The following is a 20,193-nucleotide window of genomic DNA, read 5'->3' as shown; positions in this document are numbered from 1 at the left end:
CGGGCTATTTGTTTTTAAATCCCAGGATGTCCACGTAAGTGATGCCTTTAGCAACAGAAGAAGACGGTGTTGCTCTTTGTCCTTTGATCAGGATTTTTCCGGAATTGAAAAGTTCTTTGTACTGGGTGCGGGAAATCTCGCGCAGGTTCAGGTCTTCGTTTTGGTTTTTAATCGCCGTTAACAAAACACCGTCAAGACGCTTCGCAGACTTAAACAGCTCCAGAACAATGCGGAAGGATTTTGGGGGCTGTGGAGGGATGAAGTCTTGCATAACGTATTTCCTGTTTTTAGGGGATGACGGGCGAAAGTCCCATAAAAACGGGGGGATGAGCAAGGGCTTTTGGCCCTTTTGTAGTTTTAACTGAGCGTCAGCTAAGAAACCGGACCCTCGCAAATAAAAGGATGCTTCAACTTTCTGTCTCACGTTGCGACGGAAAGTTGTTTCTTCCCGTTTCAGAAACACAGTTTTCCTCGCGATTATCATAGTTTATCCAGATTTTCCTAAGGGGACCCGATAAAAATATGAGCTGTTCCGTGGGATATCGGGGGAAATATGAATATTTTGGTGCGTTCTGCAAAACTGCTGCTGATCTGTCTGCCGGCCTTTATGGGGGCAGTTGGGTGTACCCTCAAGGCAGATCTCCTCCAAAAAAGTCTCCCTTCGATCGATGCTCCGGATGTGGGTGATGGGGACGGCGAAACTGATAATGACCTTTCAGGCTATTTTCCGGTGGATAAGACAACTCCATTTTTCCAGGATGACTTTAATCGCGACGATGAACTTCTGGCCAGTAACATAAAATGGATTGATTTAGGCGGTGCTCCCACCAGACTGACAAACAAAGAAGTGTCCACGTCGGACAATAGTGGGCAGTTATTGATTTCTCCCAACAATCCTGCGGTCTTTCCTGATCAACCCAAGGTTTATCTGGAGTCTTCAGTTGTATTTGATTCAAGTGCAGATCAGATTTTCGGTATAACGCCTGCTGCGGATATGGGAAGCATGAACATCGTGGGATGTTTCTATCGATTTACAGCGGCAACTCAAACGCTCAGCATTTATGCCGGGGATTTTATGAGCTTTTACGGGGGCGCATTGACGCCTTACCTGACTCTGACAAATTACCCGGTGGAGTCGCCAAACTACCTCGGGTGTGAAGTGGACGAAGTCGCTGGTACAGCTAGGGTATTTCACAATCTCATAGAGTTGGGGACCGCGTCGGTGGTTGTGCCTCCGTCCGCGAGTGCTGTTCCTTTGATTATTGCTCTGGGCAGCATCGTTGTAGATAATGTGAAAGCTTTTCCTTCCTTTGAGGTGGGAAGAGATCCAAACGGCGACAATAAGCTGAAGATTTACAATCCTCCATATCAGAAGCACTACCTTAGCAATCTGGCAAATTTTGTTCTTCAGGGCTATTGTGCGGATGACGGGGCCACGATTCAGGTCAAGGACTCGCCTCCTGGAACTTTTCAATCAGGTCCTGTCACTTGTGCCGGCAACAAATTCTCTATTCCTTTGGACTTATCAGACGTAACTAGATTTCCAGAGGGAACCAATCAGATCCGCATCGAATACACAGTGGGTGGGGTTAGCAGTGAATACTTCTGGCACTTTATCCACGTCCCAACTCCGCCTCCTCCGGTCGTTTCCATCGCCATTGGCGCACCGTCACCTTCATCCGGGTCCAGCACCACGGAATTTGAATGGTCGGTCACTTATCAAAATGCAAGTGCGATTTCTTTAAATAGTAGTGATATTACTTTATCGGGAAACACCACAGGCTGTGTTGTTTCGATTGTGAACACCGGCCCGTCCAGTCGGACCGTGAAGGTGACAGGGTGTTCTGCCGGATCTGGCAGTGTCGCTATTTCGTTGAAGGCAGGGACTGCGGTGAACAGTGTTGCGGTTCCAGCCGGTCCGCAGGGGCCTTCGGCAGCGGCTTTGTTGAAGCCCTCGATTTCTATCGGATCTTCGACCCCGGATCACGGAGGCAACGGAATCACTGAGTTTGTCTGGCCGATCACATATACCGGGGCATCGACTATCAGTCTCAGTTCAGCAGACGTCTTTCTTGTGGGCACAGCCAGCAAGACTGGCTGTAGTGTTTCGATTGCGGGCAGTGGTACAGTCAATCGTCAAGTCAAGGTGTCTGGGTGTCAGGCGACGTCGGGAACATTGGCCATTGTCATCACTGCGGGCACCGCGCAAGGCAGTAATGGAACCTTGGCACCAGCTTCAGCAACTTCGCCCTCCGTCACCATGATGGTTCCTTTAAGCATCAGAACATTTGCTCCCTATGAAACTTCAGCCGGTGCCAGAAAAGGTTATAGATTCCAAATTGTATTTGATGGAGCTACGGCGGCGACTCTTGATCCAACGGATGTCGTGCTTGCTGGCGCCACCGCGGATTGTGTGGTGGAAGTTGAAGCATATGATTTTACCACGTATCAGCTCGGGTACATAAACCTTTGGGATTGTTCGTCGTTAGCTTATGGAGCGGCGGTCACCATTTCTGTAAAAGAAGGGGTCGCGACAAACAGCTATGGCGATATTTCACCAGCGTTGCCGAATGCGACGGTGATAGTGCTGGACAATCAGATTGAGGTTTCTTTTGCCAAAGCCGTTGATGTGATCCCGGGTGGTGCTTCAACAAATACACAGCAACTGATGTTGGCGTTGGATCGCCCTTCTCCCGTTGATGTGCTGGTGGAATACACGGTTTCACCATTCTTTACGACGGCGGCAAATCCGACAAACTTCAATCTGCCGTCACGAGGCACAGTTCTTGTCCCCGCGGGGCAGACCTCCTGGCCGGTGTCTTATAGCTACCACGGTGGCTTAAGCACGGATGGGCATAAGATTCTTCAAGTGGGAATCTCGGGCGTGGTGGCCGTCGGCTATCGCGCCGTCGTCGGAGTCAACCAAGTTGCCCGCCGTGTGATTTCTGAAGAGTCCGGCCGGGTCACGCAAATGGTTCTTTCTCAGGGCGACGAGCCTGTCTTTATGTGCAGTCTTCGTGGAGGCCAGGTCTTCTGTATCGGGGATAATACTTACGGTCAGCTCGGCGATGGAACAACTGTCAATAAAACGGCTCCAACCCTGGTTGTCGGTGGGGATGTCTTCACTGAGATTTCCGCCGGTTCCAAATCCGTATGCGGGATCACCTCTGCGGGAGTTGTAAAATGCTGGGGTGATAATTCAAATGGTCAGTTGGGGGATAGCACAACCGTTTCTAGGTCTGTGCCCACCGCTGTGAGTGACGCTTCCACTTACAAGTCCATTTCGGTCGGGAACACGCATGCTTGTGGCGTGACGACGGCGGGGGTGGCGAAGTGTTGGGGTTCGAATAACATCCTTGGCAATGGAGGAGCAACACCTTTAGTCCCGACAGCGGTCACGGGTGGGGATCTTTATAACTCTGTTTCTGCGGGAGCATTCACAACTTGTGGCATTCTGACCTCGGGCTTGGTGAAATGTTGGGGCGACAACGAATACGGGCAGATCGGTGATGGCACCAGCGGAATGTGGGAAGATCGGGCGGCTCCAACTGCAGTGAGTGACAGTGATACCTACAGTGTTGTTTCTGTTGGATACGGGCATGTTTGTGGCGTGCTTGTTTCGGGTGGGGTAAAATGCTGGGGTAATAACGAATACGGGCAAGTCGGAGACGGCACTACGACTCCTCGACTTGTGCCCACTCCGATCAGTGGCGCTGACACTTATGTGACGGTCTTTAGCAGTCGCGGGAAATTCTACGGCTGGCCCGATTATAATATTTACGATCAGAGTTGCGGAGTGACCAGTGCCGGTGTTGTAAAGTGCTGGGGTTACTCTTTAGGGTTGGTTCCGGAGCAAAAAATTAACGGCCAATTCGTTTCCGTAGTCACGGGGCTTTCCAGACATTGCGCTGTTGATGTGAATGGTGTCGCTCAGTGTTGGGGTACTTCGTCCGAAATTGCATTAGGTGATGCGCTTGATGGTCGACTGACCTCCCCGGTGTTAAGCCCGACTTTAACGGCGGACACGACGTTGTATAATTCCATTTCAGGATCGGCTTTAAATCGGTGTGGGATCTCAACCACGGGCGGCGAACTGCGCTGTTGGGGAGTACGCAGTGGTCAGGAAAAAGACATGTCGATCCTTATGAGTTCCGGTGATCAGTATGTGAAGGTGGCCCCAGGCCGAAGTCATTCTTGTGGTATAACCTCGACAGGAACTGCCAAGTGCTGGGGGGACGGATTCGCAGGTAAACTTGGGACATTCAAGACCGCAGAAGTCCGAATCCCAGAACCTGTATTTGGAAATGATGCCTACACGGATATTGCCGTTTCCTATCATCACACCTGTGGGGTGACTTCGACCGGACAGGCGAAGTGTTGGGGGTACAACAATACGGGTGAACTGGGGAATGGAAACACGTCGACAGTCTATGGACCTCAAACCGTGGTGGGTGGTGACAGCTTTAAAGCTATTGCGGTTTCTCCGGGTCGTTCCTGCGGGATTACGGCGTCGGATGCGTTGAAGTGTTGGGGTCTCGGGTTCTATTATGGTGGTAATCGTCTGACTCCTGTGGAAATTGCGGGTGGACCTTATAAGGCTATTGCCATGAGTGAATTGGCTCAACATGCCTGCGGATTGACGACGACTGGGAAAATCTGGTGTTGGGGCAATAATGATTTTGGTCAGTTAGGAGACGGAACGGCCAATTCCCGCGAGGAAGCCGTTGCCGTCAGTGGCAGCGAAACTTACAAGGCTGTCTATGTTGGAGGGGGCACAACTTGTGGCCTTACGACTTCTGGGGCCGCTCTGTGCTGGGGAGCTTACGTCGGGGATGGAACAATTATCAGTCGTACCTCACCAACAGCCGTCACTGGCGGAGATGTTTACACTGCGTTGTCCGTCAGTGCCGATTATACTTGTGGTGTGACGGATGCAGGGCTGGTCAAGTGTTGGGGTTTGAACCAAAAAGGTCAGTTGGGTGATGGGACGACGGTTGATAAATATGCTCCTACTGCGGTCCTGGGGGCAGACAATTACAAGGCCGTCTCAACTGGTGTTGTCTGGTCTGATGCAGATGGTAACAGCACTTGTGCGTTGACCGTGGCGGGCAGAGTGAAATGTTGGGGCGGCAGTCAAAAAGGTTTAGGGGTTGGAAATCTTAGATCTGCGTATCAGCCGATACCGATGGCGCTATAAGCAGGACTCGGTCTGCCAACGAAAAGGCGTGACGCCTTTTCGTCCTAGATTCTGTCTGAGCCCGATATTTCGGCTTTTTATTTCTTCTTCGTCAGCGGAAATAGATTCAGATCCAGTTGCATAAGATAAGAGTCCGTCGAAGGAGATTTTGACTGCGCCAGGTGCTGGCGTGAAAGTTCGTCAATCCAGTTTCGCAGTTCGATGAGTTTCATTGCCACCGGCATAAACTGCCCCCGAGGAATAACCACGGGATGGTTATGATAGGTGGACGGACTTTGCGGATTTTCAATAAATGTTAAAAAGTTATTAACCGCATCGCGATGAAGCTCGATTCCCTGGTAAGGCGCATCGCCCTTCGTAGTGGAGTGGTCAAATTCGGCCGGAGCCGCCGTCAGCGGGCTTCCCTCTATGAGCTCTCCGTTGTCATCCCATTGCAGATATTTTTCTTTCTCAATTCTGTCGAGTGCGTTTTGCATCCGCAGAGACGATATTCCCGGAATTTCAAAATTTTCTTCGATCTCTTTGACCGAGAGGCGTTTTTTCTTCCAAGTCATCAAACGCAGAGCCCAGACAATGTCTGACCAGAGCACCTGATCCATTCCAGCTTCCTTTTGATAGAGCGATGGGTTGGGATCGGTTTTTGATTTTTCCTGCAATAGCTGATCGGATTGATTTTTGGGGGAATGAGCCAACGCAAGCCACAACATGTGTTCTTTTTGGGCGTTGTTCATTTTGAAATAGTTCGCAAATTCCAGGGCGCGTGTAACGCTGAGATTTTTTCTACCTGAGCTTAAATCCGAAAGATAGCTTGCCGGCCAATTTAACAAATTGGCGAACACCCGGTAAGAAAACTTGGCATCGCGCACTTTGTTTTCGACAAAAAAATCCTTGAAGTAGTCTTTCGCATCTTTGTATGGCATGGGCGAGACAAATTTTAACTTCTTTTCCACTGCAGGCATCCTTTGCAAACATTTTAGGGGATCAAGGTTCGAATTCAAGAGTTAAACCGCGAAAGAAGTGTACTCATTTTTAGTACACTAGGTCTAGAAATGTACTCTTGCCGAGTAGAAAGTGACCAGCAAGGTCCGCTGCAAAAGCTAGTGACAGCCCAACCTGTTTACGCTTCTTTCCAGGGTGGTTTTTGATTTGCAAAAGAAGGTGGCAGATGTGTTCAACTACCAAACAAGAAAGAAGGTATGAAATGAAAAACGTAGTCGTTCTTATGATCGGTCTTTTGGCGGCAAGTACGGTGATGGCGCAAGGAACAGCTAAGGTTGTGTCAGTAAACTGTCAGTCTCCTTCAATGATGGCCGGCGGTGTCTCAGCATCCCTAACGGGCACCCTTGAAATCATCGTCAGCCCGACAACGGGTATGACAAAAGTACGTCCCGGCAGCGAAGTTGTTTTGAGTGTTGGCGGCGAAACTGCGTCTGTTGCCATTGAAGGAGTTTATTTTGTGGCAGGTGCGCGGGAGTACATCAACGGGAATTTGGATCAAGACGCGGTTCCCTTTTCAAGTACTCGAATTGATTTTAATGACTCTTCAGAAAGTCAAAGAAGCTACATTCAGCGTTTGAACGGCCAAAAGATTCCACTTCATTGTGCGCACTAAGGCTGGTCACTTTGATATTCGCTCGAAGTTAACCAACGGCGGGTACTGTGTAGCCTCTGTACCCGCCGCAAGCGATTTTTTGAGACTTGAGTTTACAATGGGATCCCTTTGGCCCCCTTGGAGTTTTAACTGGCTCTAATAGCCAAGCAGGGTGTTGAAGCCTTCACATTGCGCCTCAACCGGGCCCGCAGGGGTTTGGATCGCCAGGTTCAGGGCATCGCCATATGGGGACTGAGCGCCTTCTTGAGCAAAGGTGCTAACCACGAGTTTCCCGGATTTCCAAGCTTCCAGACGAACCACGCCGTGAGCAGCACGCAGGTAAAAATCAACTCCATTGGCAGAACCTTTTTCAAGGGTCGCGTATTCGCGGTCCGGCTGTTCTTTAGAGGCTTTGAATGGGGTGTCGCTCGTGGTGATAGTGCAAACAGCGGCATGAGCGTTTACGAACGGAGCCAGGGACAGAACGATCGCAGTCAGGGCACGTTTCAAGGTTTTCAAAGGTTTCTCCAGGGTTTGGTTTGCTAGATGATTTATTGTTTATCGCGGAAAAACGCAAATTAAGTGTTTGAAAGTGGGGTGAAGGGGAGGGGTTTTGTAAATTTGGGAGGCTAGGTGTAAGGTGTCTGATGCCCTACCGCCGGCGAGACTTTAGTTTTGAGTGTTCTTTCAATCGAATCTCTGTAGAAAGTAATGGCATTGACTTTTCAACTCCCATTGCTTTCTACAAATGATTTCTAACTGGTTATATTTTTGTGTTTTTGGATTTTAATTTTAAACATTTAGAATTGCTCTAATGTGATTCTCTAGTGTTGACTCGAGTTGAGACTTTCCGGCGATTGAATTGTCATAAAATATCGTACGGTGATTTGAGACATCAAATGGAAGTTTCGTTGTTCTTTCTGCTAAAAGGATTGTTGGTTTTTTAAGGGCGTGCGCAAATCCAACTTCATAGTACACATTGGCATTTGTTGGGCTAATATCTGCAATTACTATTTTTGCTTCGCGAATTTGCTGAGAGATGTCTTCTACTATAAGTCCCGGCCCTGATCGTTCATCAATGCGTACTACGTCGAGCCCTGATTTGTTGCAAACACTTTTAATGACCTCGAAGTAAACATCATTGAACGGTGGGCTGAATTGCATGACGACAAAAGCAGTGGGTCTGACAGCTTCAACTTTGTAGTTTGTGACTTCGATATCACATTCGCCCATACACCAGATCCCAACTTGGCTTGTTTGGAGGGAAATCGGAAGTTCACCTTCTAAAGTATCTACACCGTTAACTGTCAATTTGACTCGGGATCCTTTTACAATTACTTCAAGGTCATAAGTCTTGTTCCGGTCGAAGGCGACTGGATTTCCAGTTCGAGCAATGTAGTGCCATTGATTTGTGAAGTATCGTATTGCAAATTGATCATGAGAATTGATTCCAGCAGTCGCAAAGAACTTTGTTGCATGATCATAGTAGAAAATAATTTCAGAGCCTTCTTTTTGGTGCTCTTTTGGGTTGCCGGTAAACTTTACTGTTGCAGAGATTGAGCCACCTCCAAATCTTTGGTCTGAAATGAAGTTACCTATTTCTGGGCGTGTACCTTCATCTTCTTTGTTGATTCCACCTTTAAATATTAACTTGTTTCCTACTTCTTCAAAGTTTCCAAGTAAAGAGAGCCATCTATAGTGCATTTTTATCTCCGCGAATGAAAAAGTAAGTTTGTTTCTATCGGTTATTCGAAGGAAGTTGGATTTGTCATGGTCTTATCGGAAAATAATAAAAATATGTTTAGTGGAGAGTGCTAAGAAAGAAATCTTTCTATTCGCAAGAGTCAAATTTTAAGTCAATTTGTTGATTTAGCTTTTTGCCAGCAGGACTCGGTCTTCCCAGGTTGGGCTCCTGCCCAACCTTCCAGAGCCGGGGCCGCAATCTCGTCAGGCCGTCCGGGCCTGCCGCTTTACGCTGAACGCGCCACTGGCGCAGTCACCGCAAAGCCGATTGCTCTCTTCGAGTCCTGCTACCCTGAAGACGTAGCAATGCCCGAAGCGAGTTTCCTGGTGTCTATGTTGTCTTATTTTTTAAAGGAAAAATGGATGGGGTAGCAGGACTCGAACCTGCGAATGACAGAATCAAAATCTGTTGTCTTACCAACTTGACGATACCCCAGCAAGATGATGCGTTCGAAGGCCCAAATTACGGATATTGCGGCCCAAAATCAAGAAAAGACTTTATGCGTTGAAAGATAACGCGCCATGGGCCTGGAAAAGAACCGGGAACCTTTTAATAAAAAAGCCCGTCAGGGATCTGACGGGCTAAGAATTCCAGGGGGTTTACTTGAAGCCGCCGTTGCTGGCTGCCTCCACATTAGGCAGCCAGGTGTGCGTGAGCAGGGAACTCGACCCCGGCCCCATGGCCCTAGGGTGAATCAAGTCAAACCTAGTAGTCGTCGTTGCCGTAGTCGCTCCCAGGAGCTTTTTGGCGTTTTAGACTGACCAGGGTTTCGCCCATGGATTTTAGTTCTTTTTCGTAGGCCTCAAATATGAGGTCTTCAATCATCGCCCGGGTCTCCTGATTCAGGGGGTGGGCGATATCGCGGAACTGACCGTCTTTGCGTTTTTTGCTGGGCATAGCCACGAACAAACCGCTGGTTCCTTGGATGACCTTCAGATCCCTCACGACAAAACAGTTGTCCAGAGTGATCGAGACGTAGGCCTTCAGCCGGTCCTCATTGACGGGGAAAACTTTCACCTCGGTGACTTTCATACAGTCCCTTTCTTGTTGCCGTTCTTGTTGCCATAACAGTTGCTCATTCTTAAAAGCCGTTTGACCGGCCTTTTTGTCGCAATCTTGGAGCCAAACTATGGTCCGTATTTCTTCTCGGTGGGCCCAAGAAAAACTAAAGACCTAGGTCGAGGATTTTTTTATATTTTTACTGAGGTTCCGCGAACTGCCTCAATTTGAGGCAGGTGTTTACTTATATAGCGGCAAAATAAAAAAGCCCATCCGAAGATGGGCTTTGAAGCGCTGCTCTTTATTAAAATTTCTGAGTTTAGAATTACTCGATGTTGATGATCTGAATACGGGTGTTGCGGGCAATTCTAAGGGTGTTCTTGCCCTTTTTAAGAGCCTTTAAAACGTCCTTGGCGGTGTCGACGGGCTGTTTATTAACATCCAAAATCACATCGCCCACGCGCAAACCGCCCTTGGAAGCGTTGGAGTTTCTTTCCGTCTCGATCACCACGGGCTGCTTCATATCGTCCGGCAGGCCCCATTCCTTGCGAAGCTCGGTGGTTGGATCAATCACCGTGAAGCCCAGATCAAACGGAGCTTTCTGGCCCGCATAGGTTTTAGTCGCCGCACGAACCGCGCGTTTTTCTTCCACACGTTCTGCCGTCACCACATTCAGGGTCATTTCCTTGTTGTTGCGGATGATCTTGGTTTTAATCGGCTGACCGATAGGGGCGTCGGCCACCGCATCCATCAGATCCAAAGAGGTTCTGATTTTCTTGCCGTTAAACTCGGTCACGATGTCGTACATCTTCAAACCGGCTTTCAAAGCCGGGCTGCCCGGAGACACCTGCGTGATCACAGCCCCGCGAAGTTCGCCCAGTCCCAGGTACTCGGCCGCTTCCGGATCCAAGTCACCCAAGGCCGTACCCAGGAAACCTCGGGCAATGCGGCCCTTGGATTCAAGAATTGGCAAGATGGCTTTCACTTCATCAATCGGAATCGCAAAACCGATCCCTTGCGCGCGCGCATCGATCGCCGAGTTCACACCGATCACCTGACCTTTGGTGTTCACCAGCGGACCGCCCGAGTTCCCCGGATTGATGCTGGCATCGGTCTGAAGCAATGGAATTTTATTGATCTCTGTGATGTCGCGGCCTTTGGAAGAGATAATCCCTTTGGTCATGGAGTGACCGTGACCGAACGGATTCCCGAACGCCGCCACCCATTCGCCGACTTCAACATCTTTGGAAGAACCCAGCACCGCCACAGGCAGTTTGCCTTTCGGAGTGATCTTGATCAAAGCAATGTCCGTGCGTTCGTCGCTGCCGACCAGGGTCGCTTCAAACACGTCCGTGGATTTTTCGCTTAATTGAACGTTGATGATGTCAGCGCCGGCGATCACGTGGTTGTTCGTGATGATCAGGCCGTCTTCACGGATGATAAAGCCTGTGCCCAGACCCATTTGTTGCGGACGCTGTTGTTGTTGAGGTTGCTGCATGCGGAAGCCATAAAGCTGTTCCAGCATATCCAGCATCGGATCACGCATGCGCGGAGAGTTCTTGGGCATCGCCGTGGTCGAGATATTCACAACCGCCGGGTTGATGGCCTTGGCCAGCTCAACAAACAAGTTGCCGGGCAGGGCGGCGCTCAGATTCATCTTCGGTGGATCTTTCGGGAGTTCCTTCGCGCCCGTTTGGGCTTGAGCGGTCATTGCGACAGACAGAATAAGAACCAACAGCGTCTTCATAGACAGTTTTCTCCTTACATAGACACAAATTTCATTTGCAGATCACTGATTAAGTTTTCCAAAAATTTGGCTTCATCGCCAGTCAGATTTCCTTTGGTCTTTTGTTGCAGGACCACCAAAAGGTCGATGTTAAAGCGAGCCATATTTTTATCTTTGCTCACTTCGCCGTTTTGAGGATTTGGAGCCAGACCCATAGCCATAATCGCCGAAGAGGCGACGGACATAATTAGGACTGAAAAGGAGGCTTCAATTTTTTCGTTCATAAGTATCCTCTCTGTGAATGTGAGTTCTCTGTTAATCCTGTCAAGTTAGATGGGGTAATAACCCATCAGTTTTTGCAAACGGACCTCAATGGCCGGGTGGGATTTCAGGAACAGATTTTTTTGTCTAAAACCTTCCGGGTTCACCATGAAAAGATGACTGGTGCAGGCCGGGATATCCAGCGGCTGGGTTTGAGCCAGGCCTTCCATGCGCCACAAAACTTCGCCCAGGCGGTTGCGACTTTCCAGAAGTTCAGAAGCCATCAGATCATTTTCAAAGAAGGACTTTTCCACCACCACAAGCTTGATGATCAACCAGCCAATCGGGGACAGCAGCGGCATAAAGAATCGCAGCTTGTACGGGATCAAGTTGTCCAAGAACTGTCCCAGGCCCACGACGGAATTGGCCAGTGTGCTGCTGACGCTAAAAGCAAACGTATCCAGACGGCGGATGTGGCAGATTTGATGGGCCACGACGGCTTCCAATTCCTCATCACTCAGTTTTTGCAATAGCCCTGCAGTGAAGCCCAAAGATCCACGTTTCCAGGAATGACCCACGCAGAAGGCATTCACGGACGAGTGCGGGGTGATATAAACTGCCGGAGCGGGCATGGACAGTTGGGCAGACATCTTTTGAACCTTGTCGATCAGACCCCAGGAGTCCTGGCCTTTGATTCTTTGTGCGTTCAGTTTCGCCAGCACGCGGCTTTCGCCGTAAAAGAACACAAAGAAGTTCAAAAGAACCGCAAAGAAGAAACCAATCAACAACCCCAGGCGTTCCCCGAACTGGTAGCCAAGAACCAGCAGGGCCAGAGAGCTTGATAGAATGAATATCCAGACTTTTGTATTGTTGTTGATCATATAAAATTAGTCCCACTAAAGAGGGGTCTTGGCAAGCACAGGAACGGCGCATAGTTTTTCGTCGGGATTTCACTCTAAACTTGCGTAGTTTTTGGCTTAATTGTGAAATAGAGAGGTTCATCTACTCAGGAGGCAAGAACGTGAGTGAAGTCGATATCATGGCCCTGAATGCCGCGATCAAGCAAGAGAGCCAATTCATTGATAAAATGATGGCTGAAATCAACAAGGTTGTCGTAGGGCAAAAGGAAATGGTGGAGGGCATCATGATGGGCCTTCTGACCGGGGGCCACATCCTGCTGGAAGGTGTGCCGGGCTTGGCTAAGACGCTGACCATCGCGACCGTTTCAAAATCCATTTCATTGGATTTCCAACGCATCCAGTTCACTCCGGATCTGCTGCCAACGGACTTGATCGGTACCATGATCTTCAACCCGAAATCCGGTGAATTTGCTCCGCGCAAAGGACCGATCTTCACAAACATCGTTTTGGCGGACGAGATCAACCGTGCTCCGGCGAAAGTGCAATCCGCACTGCTGGAAGCCATGGCCGAAAAACAAGTCACCATCGGGGATGAGTCCTACAAACTTTCAAGCCCGTTCCTGGTTTTGGCGACTCAGAACCCGTTGGAACAAGAAGGTACTTATCCGCTGCCGGAAGCCCAGATGGACCGTTTCATGTTCAAGATCAACGTCGTTTACCCAGGCAAAGGCGAAGAGCTTGAAATCCTCAACCGCATGGGTACCAACGAAAAACCGGAAGTGCAGCCGGTGATTTCAAAAGAAGACCTTTTGCGTGCGGCTCACCGTGCGGATCAGATCTATGTTGATAACAAAATCAAAAACTACATCGTGGAATTGATCATGGCCTCCCGTAAGCCGGGTGAATACGGTCTAAGCCGTATTGCGAACCTGATCAACGTGGGTGGTTCCCCGCGTGCGACGATCAGCTTGTATCGTGCAGCGAAAGCTCACGCGTTCTTGCGTGGCCGCGGTTATGTCACTGCCGAAGACGTAAAGGCCATTGCGTACCACGTTCTGCGCCACCGTCTGATTCTGACGTACGAAGCCGAAGCTGAAAACATCAGAACCGATGACATCATCAAAGAAATCCTAAGTCAGGTCGAGGTGCCATAGTGAGCTTGCCTCCTGAGGTCTTAAAGAAAGTCAAACTGCTTGAGATCAACACAAGAAAGCTTGTGAACAATCTCTTTGCCGGTGAATACCACACGGCCTTCAAAGGGCAGGGGATGACTTTTGCGGATTTCAGGGAGTACGTTCCTGGCGATGACGTTCGCTCGATTTCCTGGCCGCTGACTGCGCGCACGGGAAAGCCGTACATCAAAACCTTCGAGGAAGAGCGTGAGCTGACCCTGATTCTGGCCGTGGATGTCAGTGGTTCCAGTGATTTTGGAACCGGGCCTTATTTTAAGGGCGAAGTCATGACTCACATGGCGGCGTTGTTGGCGTTTTCTGCGGTGAAGAACAACGACCAGATTGGTTTGTTGCTGTTCAGTGATCAGGTGGAACACTTTGTTCCGCCGAAAAAAGGACGGGGCCACGTGCACCGTCTGCTGCGTGACTTGTTTTACTATAAACCAAAAAGCCATCGCACCAAGCTGTCTGCCGGGTTCTCTTATTTGCAGGGGATCTTAAAGAAGCGCGCGACGGTGTTTGTATTTAGTGACTTTATGGATCAGGGCTTTGAACAGTCCTTGCGTTTACTGGGAAGAAAGCATGACGTCGTGGCCTGCGTGGTCAACGATGCGGCCGAGTATTCCTTGCCTTCCATGGGTGTGATCGAAGTGCAAGATGCCGAGACCGGGGAAATCGTCACCGTCGATACGTCTTCGCAATCGTTCCGCGCCCAGTATGAAGAGGCCGTGGCCAAACGCAAAGACGCCCGGGATCGTCTGCTTCGCCTGGCTCAGGTGGAGCGTGTGGATGTGAAGTCCAGCGAGGATTATGTGAATCCTTTGGTGGCCTTCTTTAAGAAGAGAAGATAATGGCGGCAATTCAGTGTAAGGCAGAAATTCCCAAAGTCGAGGGACTGAAAGACAACGAGCTCACCGTAGGTCGCGAGTTTCTTTTGGTGTGTGACGGGGACTTCCCGCGCGATCTTCAGCAGGAAAAACTTCATTTTGTTCTGAAGCCGGAACAAAAATACCAGATCAAGCTTCTCGGTTTTGAGTTCCGTTCACCGACGGTGGCGGATATCAAGGCCACGGCTTACACGGCCGGCAATATTCCGTTTGAAAACCTGCAACTCAGCGACGGTGTGCAAACTCTGGATCTGGGGCCGATTCAATACGGAGTGACCTCGGTGCTGCCGCCGCCTCCGCAAAATCCGGGCGAACAGCCCGTGAAACAAGAACCTTACGGTCCGATCGGGCCTGCTAGCATTGGTGTTCCAATGCTTTACTGGGGGATCTTGGCGGCGTTTTTGGGTGTGATTGCTTTGATTGCGATCACCAAGATTTATCGCGTGGTGCAAAGACGCAACATGCTGGAACGCCTGCGCGAACATGACTCGGCCTTAACACCGCTGTCTGAATTCCATCAAAACTATCGCCGCCTTCAGCGCACCAATCCGGTTTTCTTTGGCAAAGAGGCTAAAAAAGAAGAAATCGATCAGGTGCTGGTTGACACGAACAAGATGTTTAAGCTCTTCCTGACCCGCCAGTTCCGTGTGCCGGCTTTGGAGTGGAGTGAGCGTCTGGTGATCAAGGATATCAAGAAATACCATCGCAACGTCTATGTGGAAACGGGCGAAGGCCTGCTGAAGCTGTTCCATGAATACCAGCACGCATTTGCCGATCAGAAGAACCTTTCCAGCAGCGACGTTTTGAATTTGGCCACCCACTGCCGCACTCTGGTAGAGAAAATGGAAAGGGTGTCCTCATGACGTATCATTCATTGTGGGCCCTGTGGTTCCTGTTGCCGCTGGTTTTGATTCTGATCTGGAACTTCTGGAAAAGAAAAAAGAAGACGCCGACGTTGCAGTTTGGTTCGGTTGAGCTGTTAAAGTCTGTGACGCCGACCGTGCGCACGCGTTTGATGCACCTGCCGGTGATCTTAAAATCCCTGGCGCTGGTGTTTGCGATTGTCGCTTTGGCGCGCCCGCAGGAAATGAACACCAAGATCCGCAAGAACGTGGAAGGGATCGACATTGTCATCTGTCTGGACGTGTCTGACTCGATGCTGATTGAAGACATGAAACCTTTAAACCGTCTGGAAGCCGCGAAAGAAACCATCGCGAAATTCATCAGCGCGCGGACCTCAGATCGTATCGGTCTGGTGGTCTTTGCCGGTGAATCCTTCACCATGGTTCCACCAACGCTGGATTATCAGATGATCTTGCAGCGAGTGAATGAAATCTCCAGTGCGTCGAGTGCAAAAATCAAGGACGGGACCGCCTTGGGTGTGGCCATGGCCAATGCCGCAGGCCGCTTGAAAGATTCCCAAGCCCGCAGCCGTGTCATGATCTTTATGACGGACGGGGAGAACAACTCCGGCACCATTGATCCTGAAACGGGGCTTGAAATCGCCAAGGGTTACGGTATCAAGGTTTATTCCATCGGTATCGGTAAAGACGGCCCGACGCGCATCCCGGTTTATTCCCGTGATATCTTTGGCCAGAAGGTAAAGACTTATCAGCCGTTTGAAAGCACGGTGAACGAGGATCTGCTGGGTCGTATGGCTTCTGATACGGGCGGTAAATACTATCGCGCCACCACCGAAGGGGCTTTGCAAAAGGTCTTTAGTGACATCGACACCTTGGAAAAAACCAAGATCGATGTGAACAAGTTCACCAACTATACTGAAAAATTCCCGCCCTTCCTGATTTGGGCTTTGGTTCTTTATTTGGCCGGACTGCTTTTGGGCCGTTCCTGGTTAAGGAGGGTGCCATAATGTTCCGCTTTGAAAACCTGGCAGCATTTAATTATCTGTGGCTGATTCCGGTGATTATCATCGTGGGCTTTATCTTTGATCGCATGTCGAGAAAAAAGATGGAAGCCGCCATCGGCTCTAGACTGTATCCGTTCCTTTCAAGTTCTGTATCGCGCAAGAAGCGTTCGATCAAAACCACTTTGCAGGTTTTGGCCGTGCTTTGTTTTGTGCTGGCTCTGGCGCGCCCGCAGATGGGTGAATCCCAGCAGGAAGTCAAAAGTGAAGGGGTTGAGATCATCTTCGCCGTCGACGTTTCTGAAAGTATGATGGCTGAAGACGTGAAACCTTCGCGCCTGGCACAAGCCAAAGCCGAACTGAGCCGTCTGGTGGATCTGATGCCGGGAAATAAAGTGGGCATCGTGGCCTTTGCCGGATCAGCGGCCTTGTTGTCACCTCTGACAAATGATCCGGGCGCCATCAAAATGTATCTGGAATCCCTAGAGCCAAGTTCCGTGTCCTCGCAAGGAACAAACTTTACGGAAGCTTTGAAGATCTCCAAAGACGCCTTCGAGCGCGGCGGGGTTTCTACTGATGAAACCGTGAAAGTCACGCGCGTGATCCTGTTTGCCTCCGACGGGGAAGATCACGAGCAGGGCGCCTTGGATGAAGCCAAAAAAATGGCCGGTGAAGGTGTCCGAATCTTCTCGCTGGCTTACGGCACGGAAAAAGGCGGGGCGATTCCGGTTCGTGATGGCATGGGCTTCTTAAAAGGTTATAAAAAAGACCGTCAAGGTCAGACCATCCTGACGACAGTCAAAGGCGATGCCTTGCGCGCGCTGGCTGAAGCCGGTCAAGGCAGCTTCTATTTCGCCACATTTGGGGGCGAGCAGACCAAGCTGCTGGTGGAAGATATCAGCAAACTTGAAAAAGCCCAGTTCGACACGACTATGGCCACCCAGTACGAAGAACGCTTCCAGACAGTTCTGATGTTGGGAATTATCATCGCACTTCTAGAACTGTTCCTGGGTGAACGCAGAAACTCTTTCCTGTTCTGGAAAGGCCGCTACGAGGTGCCTCCCGCATGAAGCGCTTGGCCTGTGGTTTTTACTCGAAGCTTCGGACAGTCCTCGCTCGTGATGGGCAGGGGGTAGGTATGGCATTTAGTGGCTCGCTGTGGAACTTGCTTCGAGCAAAAACCACAGGCCAAGCTTTGTGTGTTGTGTTGCTTTCGCAATTGCTAGTTAGTTGTGGGCCGGGAAGGCCGCATTTGAAGACACTTGAGTTGAATCGTGAGGGGAATAAAGCTCTGACGGCACAGACTTATCCGGGGGCGATGGAGAAGTATCTTGAGGCTCTTCGCTATGATCCGTTTGTGGGGCAGCTTCATTTGAATTTGGGTTTGAGCTTTGAAGGTCTGCAGCAGGCGGAAAAAGCGCTGCAGTCTTATCGAGAGGCCGAGAAGCTGGCCTTGGCCGACAAGAATTTTGAGCTGGTGTTTATGGCGCGCTTTAATCAGGCGCAGCTTTTAGGCAAGGCCAAACAGGTGGACGAGGCTTTGGCGGTTTATCAAAAGGCGCTGGAGATCATTCCGTCTTCCAAGGAAGTGAAAACCAACATCGAGCTTTTGACCCAACAACAGCAGGGTCAGGGTGGCGGTGAGGGCAAGCAAGATCAGCCGCAAAATGGTGACAAGAATCAACAGCAGCAAAATCAGGATGGAAAAGATCCTAAAGAAGGCGACAAGGATCAGGAACAAAAAGAGGGGAAAACCCCTCAGCAGTCCCAAAAGTACAAGCCTCGCCCGTTTAACGGGAAAGAGCTGACTGAAGGGGACGTGAAAAAGATCCTGGGCGAATTGAAACAGCAGGAAGAAAAAATCCGTGCTGAATACAATCGCAAAGATGTGAAGGAGCAGCCTCGTGACAAAGACTGGTAATTTCCTGTTCTTTCTAAGTTTTATTTTCTTCGGGCTTTTTGCCCAAGCCGCGGGCACCACCGTGCAGTCCACTGTGGATCGCAACGAAATGGGCCTTGGCGACACGTTCACTTTGACCGTGGCCGTGACGTCCAGTGAAGACGTCGACATCCAGGACCCGCGTTTGCCGGATCTGGATGGTTTTGATCTTTTGAACAACTGGCAAAGCAATGCCGTGGCCCAGAAGCTGGTGAACACGCCCTCTGGGATGCAGTTTCAGACTCAGCGCCGTAAAGAGTTCCATTATCAGATGAGCCCCAAGAAAACGGGGACCCTCAGTGTGGGTTCTTTTGAAGTGGTGATCGGTGGCAAGGTTCACCGCACCCAACCTATTGTGATCAAAGTTGGTCAGGAAAGCATGGGGGCGGGAAAACCTCCGAAACGTCCGTCCATGGCGCCTCCGGGGTTTGATGACCCGTTTGAATCCATGGATCAGGCCGAACAAGAGATCTTTGATCAGTTGTTGCGTCAGCGGCAAAGACTTTTGCAGCAGCAAATGCAAGGGCAGCAACAGCAGGAAGATTATGGTGGCTATCCGAATTCCACAGGTCTGCCAGAGGCTGCTTTCCGCAGTCTGCCGACAAATCCGAACGAGGCTTTTTTCATCTCTGTTGAAGTCGACAAAACAGAAGTCTTTGAAGGCGAGCAGGTCACCGTCAACTGGTACATCTACACCCGTGGTCAGATGGAAACCCTGGATCGTCTGAAGTTCCCAAGCCTGAAAGGCTTCTGGAAAGAAATCATCGAAGAGGTTCCGTCCATCCAGTTCACCGAAGAAATCGTCAACGGCACGCCATGGAAAAAGGCCCTGCTGGCGTCCCACGCCCTGTTCCCGATCAAGCCGGGAACAGCGACGATTGATGAATACAAGATCAAGTCCCGCGTGCGCCTGCCGACGCAGGGGTTCGGATTCTATGGCAAGCCGTATGAATACACGAAAAGCTCGGCCGCTGTTCCAATCAAAGTGAAACCTTTGCCAGTGGAAGGGCGTCCTTCCGACTTTACCGGGGCAGTGGGGCAGTTTGAACTGCATGCGTCTGTCGAAAATCCGCAAGTTTTGGTAAATCAGCCGTTCAGTCTGAAAGTGCGCTTTGAAGGGGCCGGCAATGCGAAGATGATTGATCTTCCGGCCTTGAATCTGCCGACGGGCCTTGAGCAGTACGACAGCAAGTCGGAATCCAAGTTCTTTAAAAACGGGCGCAGCTACAAGGAATTTGAAGTGCTGGTGATCCCTCGTCAGGAAGGCCAGATGGTTCTGCCGGGCTTGAGTGTCAGTATGTTTGATCCTCAGACCAAGAAGTACTACACCCGCACGACTCAACCGATCAATTTGACGGTTTCGAATAATCCAAATGCACCCGTGGGGTCTTCTTCGCGCATGGCCGATGCGGGGAAAAAAGCAGAGGCTCCGAAAGTGGTTGAAAACCGTTTGCCGGATCCTTTGATGCAGTGGCAGCCAGCGGCTGAAGCCAGCGTCCTTTATCGCCCGTGGTTGTGGGCGGTGCTTTATTCCGTGGCATCATTGTTGTTGCTGGTAAAAGCACAGCGTGAATTCGGCTGGGGCCGCCGTCGCCGTACTTTGAAAGAGCTTGTGCAAAAACGCTTTAAGGTTGTCGACACGGCTTTGGGTAAAAATGATTACCGCAAAGTGGGTGTTGAAATGACCAACACGTTCTACACCGTTCTGGGGGAAGTGTCGGGCACAGGTGGGGCGGCGATGGAAATTGAACGTTTGTTGGAAGTCATTCCACCAAGCATTCGTCGTGAACATGGTGATGACATCGCAAAAAGTTTTGAGTTCTTCCAGACCTTGAGTTTTGCACCGGAAGAGATGCTGGGCAAAATGAAAGAAAAAGAAACCATGAAATCCCAGGTGGATCATGCTAAGAAAGTTCTGAACGCGGTGGTATCCGCGGTCGAGGAGAAATAAAA

Annotated in this window: 17 protein-coding genes and 1 tRNA gene; 9 read left to right on the top strand and 9 right to left on the bottom strand. The window is 50.2% G+C overall.

Features of this window, described 5'->3' with window-relative positions; translation table 11 throughout:
• Nucleotides 1–4: 4 nt before the first annotated feature.
• Complete coding sequence (locus tag ACZ520_RS13280) at nt 5–271, bottom strand: hypothetical protein (protein ID WP_088564602.1); 267 nt, start codon at nt 269–271, stop codon at nt 5–7.
• Between the two features lie 282 nt (nt 272–553).
• Between ACZ520_RS13280 and ACZ520_RS13275 the strand changes: the two genes are divergently transcribed.
• Nucleotides 554–5,197 carry a hypothetical protein gene (locus tag ACZ520_RS13275; RefSeq protein ID WP_464126014.1) on the top strand — a complete coding sequence of 1,548 codons (4,644 nt, stop codon included), beginning with the start codon at nt 554–556 and terminating at the stop codon, nt 5,195–5,197.
• A 77-nt stretch (nt 5,198–5,274) separates the two neighbouring features.
• Here ACZ520_RS13275 and ACZ520_RS13270 read toward each other — a convergent pair whose 3' ends face one another.
• Nucleotides 5,275–6,147, bottom strand: coding sequence for a hypothetical protein (locus tag ACZ520_RS13270; protein WP_464126012.1), 873 nt, complete (start codon nt 6,145–6,147; stop codon nt 5,275–5,277).
• 251 nt (nt 6,148–6,398) lie between these two features.
• On the opposite strand from ACZ520_RS13270, the gene ACZ520_RS13265 reads away from it, so the two are divergent.
• Nucleotides 6,399–6,809 (top strand): hypothetical protein, encoded by a 411-nt coding sequence (locus ACZ520_RS13265; RefSeq protein WP_464126010.1) that lies wholly within the window; start codon nt 6,399–6,401, stop codon nt 6,807–6,809.
• 135 nt (nt 6,810–6,944) lie between these two features.
• On the opposite strand, the gene ACZ520_RS13260 is transcribed toward ACZ520_RS13265, so the two are convergent.
• The 7 genes from ACZ520_RS13260 to ACZ520_RS13230 all read right to left on the bottom strand — a co-directional run bounded on the left by ACZ520_RS13260 (nt 6,945) and on the right by ACZ520_RS13230 (nt 12,399).
• Entirely contained in the window at nt 6,945–7,307 is a 363-nt protein-coding gene (locus ACZ520_RS13260; protein ID WP_464126008.1) for a hypothetical protein, read from the bottom strand.
• A gap of 273 nt (nt 7,308–7,580) precedes the next feature.
• A complete protein-coding gene (locus ACZ520_RS13255) occupies nt 7,581–8,492 on the bottom strand; it encodes a hypothetical protein (protein ID WP_464126006.1) in 912 nt (303 codons plus the stop codon).
• 399 nt (nt 8,493–8,891) lie between these two features.
• Nucleotides 8,892–8,967 (bottom strand) — tRNA-Gln (locus ACZ520_RS13250).
• A gap of 270 nt (nt 8,968–9,237) precedes the next feature.
• Complete coding sequence (spoVG, locus tag ACZ520_RS13245) at nt 9,238–9,564, bottom strand: septation regulator SpoVG (RefSeq protein ID WP_011165187.1); 327 nt, start codon at nt 9,562–9,564, stop codon at nt 9,238–9,240.
• A gap of 292 nt (nt 9,565–9,856) precedes the next feature.
• Complete coding sequence (locus ACZ520_RS13240; protein ID WP_088564618.1) at nt 9,857–11,278, bottom strand: trypsin-like peptidase domain-containing protein; 1,422 nt, start codon at nt 11,276–11,278, stop codon at nt 9,857–9,859.
• 14 nt (nt 11,279–11,292) lie between these two features.
• Complete coding sequence (locus tag ACZ520_RS13235; protein WP_011165185.1) at nt 11,293–11,541, bottom strand: DUF1844 domain-containing protein; 249 nt, start codon at nt 11,539–11,541, stop codon at nt 11,293–11,295.
• A gap of 45 nt (nt 11,542–11,586) precedes the next feature.
• Nucleotides 11,587–12,399: a M48 family metalloprotease gene (locus tag ACZ520_RS13230; RefSeq protein ID WP_088564619.1), complete on the bottom strand. Its 813-nt coding sequence runs from the start codon at nt 12,397–12,399 to the stop codon at nt 11,587–11,589.
• 158 nt (nt 12,400–12,557) lie between these two features.
• On the opposite strand from ACZ520_RS13230, the gene ACZ520_RS13225 reads away from it, so the two are divergent.
• The 7 genes from ACZ520_RS13225 to ACZ520_RS13195 all read left to right on the top strand — a co-directional run bounded on the left by ACZ520_RS13225 (nt 12,558) and on the right by ACZ520_RS13195 (nt 20,191).
• Nucleotides 12,558–13,532, top strand: a complete 975-nt coding sequence (locus ACZ520_RS13225) for an AAA family ATPase (RefSeq protein ID WP_038451994.1) — start codon at nt 12,558–12,560, stop codon at nt 13,530–13,532.
• On the top strand, nt 13,532–14,401 hold the full coding sequence (locus ACZ520_RS13220) for a DUF58 domain-containing protein (RefSeq protein WP_088564620.1): 870 nt from the start codon (nt 13,532–13,534) through the stop codon (nt 14,399–14,401). Before ACZ520_RS13225 ends, ACZ520_RS13220 begins: the two co-directional genes overlap by 1 nt.
• Entirely contained in the window at nt 14,401–15,300 is a 900-nt protein-coding gene (locus ACZ520_RS13215) for a hypothetical protein (RefSeq protein WP_464126002.1), read from the top strand. Before ACZ520_RS13220 ends, ACZ520_RS13215 begins: the two co-directional genes overlap by 1 nt.
• Nucleotides 15,297–16,307, top strand: coding sequence for a vWA domain-containing protein (locus tag ACZ520_RS13210; RefSeq protein ID WP_374030826.1), 1,011 nt, complete (start codon nt 15,297–15,299; stop codon nt 16,305–16,307). Before ACZ520_RS13215 ends, ACZ520_RS13210 begins: the two co-directional genes overlap by 4 nt.
• Entirely contained in the window at nt 16,307–17,371 is a 1,065-nt protein-coding gene (locus ACZ520_RS13205; protein WP_088564623.1) for a vWA domain-containing protein, read from the top strand. The genes ACZ520_RS13210 and ACZ520_RS13205 overlap by 1 nt, the downstream gene beginning before the upstream one ends.
• 182 nt (nt 17,372–17,553) lie before the next feature.
• Entirely contained in the window at nt 17,554–18,222 is a 669-nt protein-coding gene (locus tag ACZ520_RS13200; protein ID WP_464125999.1) for a tetratricopeptide repeat protein, read from the top strand.
• A complete protein-coding gene (locus ACZ520_RS13195; RefSeq protein ID WP_464125997.1) occupies nt 18,206–20,191 on the top strand; it encodes a BatD family protein in 1,986 nt (661 codons plus the stop codon). Before ACZ520_RS13200 ends, ACZ520_RS13195 begins: the two co-directional genes overlap by 17 nt.
• The last annotated feature ends 2 nt before the right edge of the window (nt 20,192–20,193 follow it).

The sequence above is a fragment of the Bdellovibrio sp. BIS2 genome (assembly GCF_055398295.1).
The sequence above is the reverse complement of the archived record's forward strand: the minus strand, read 5'-3'. Positions and strand labels throughout refer to the sequence as shown.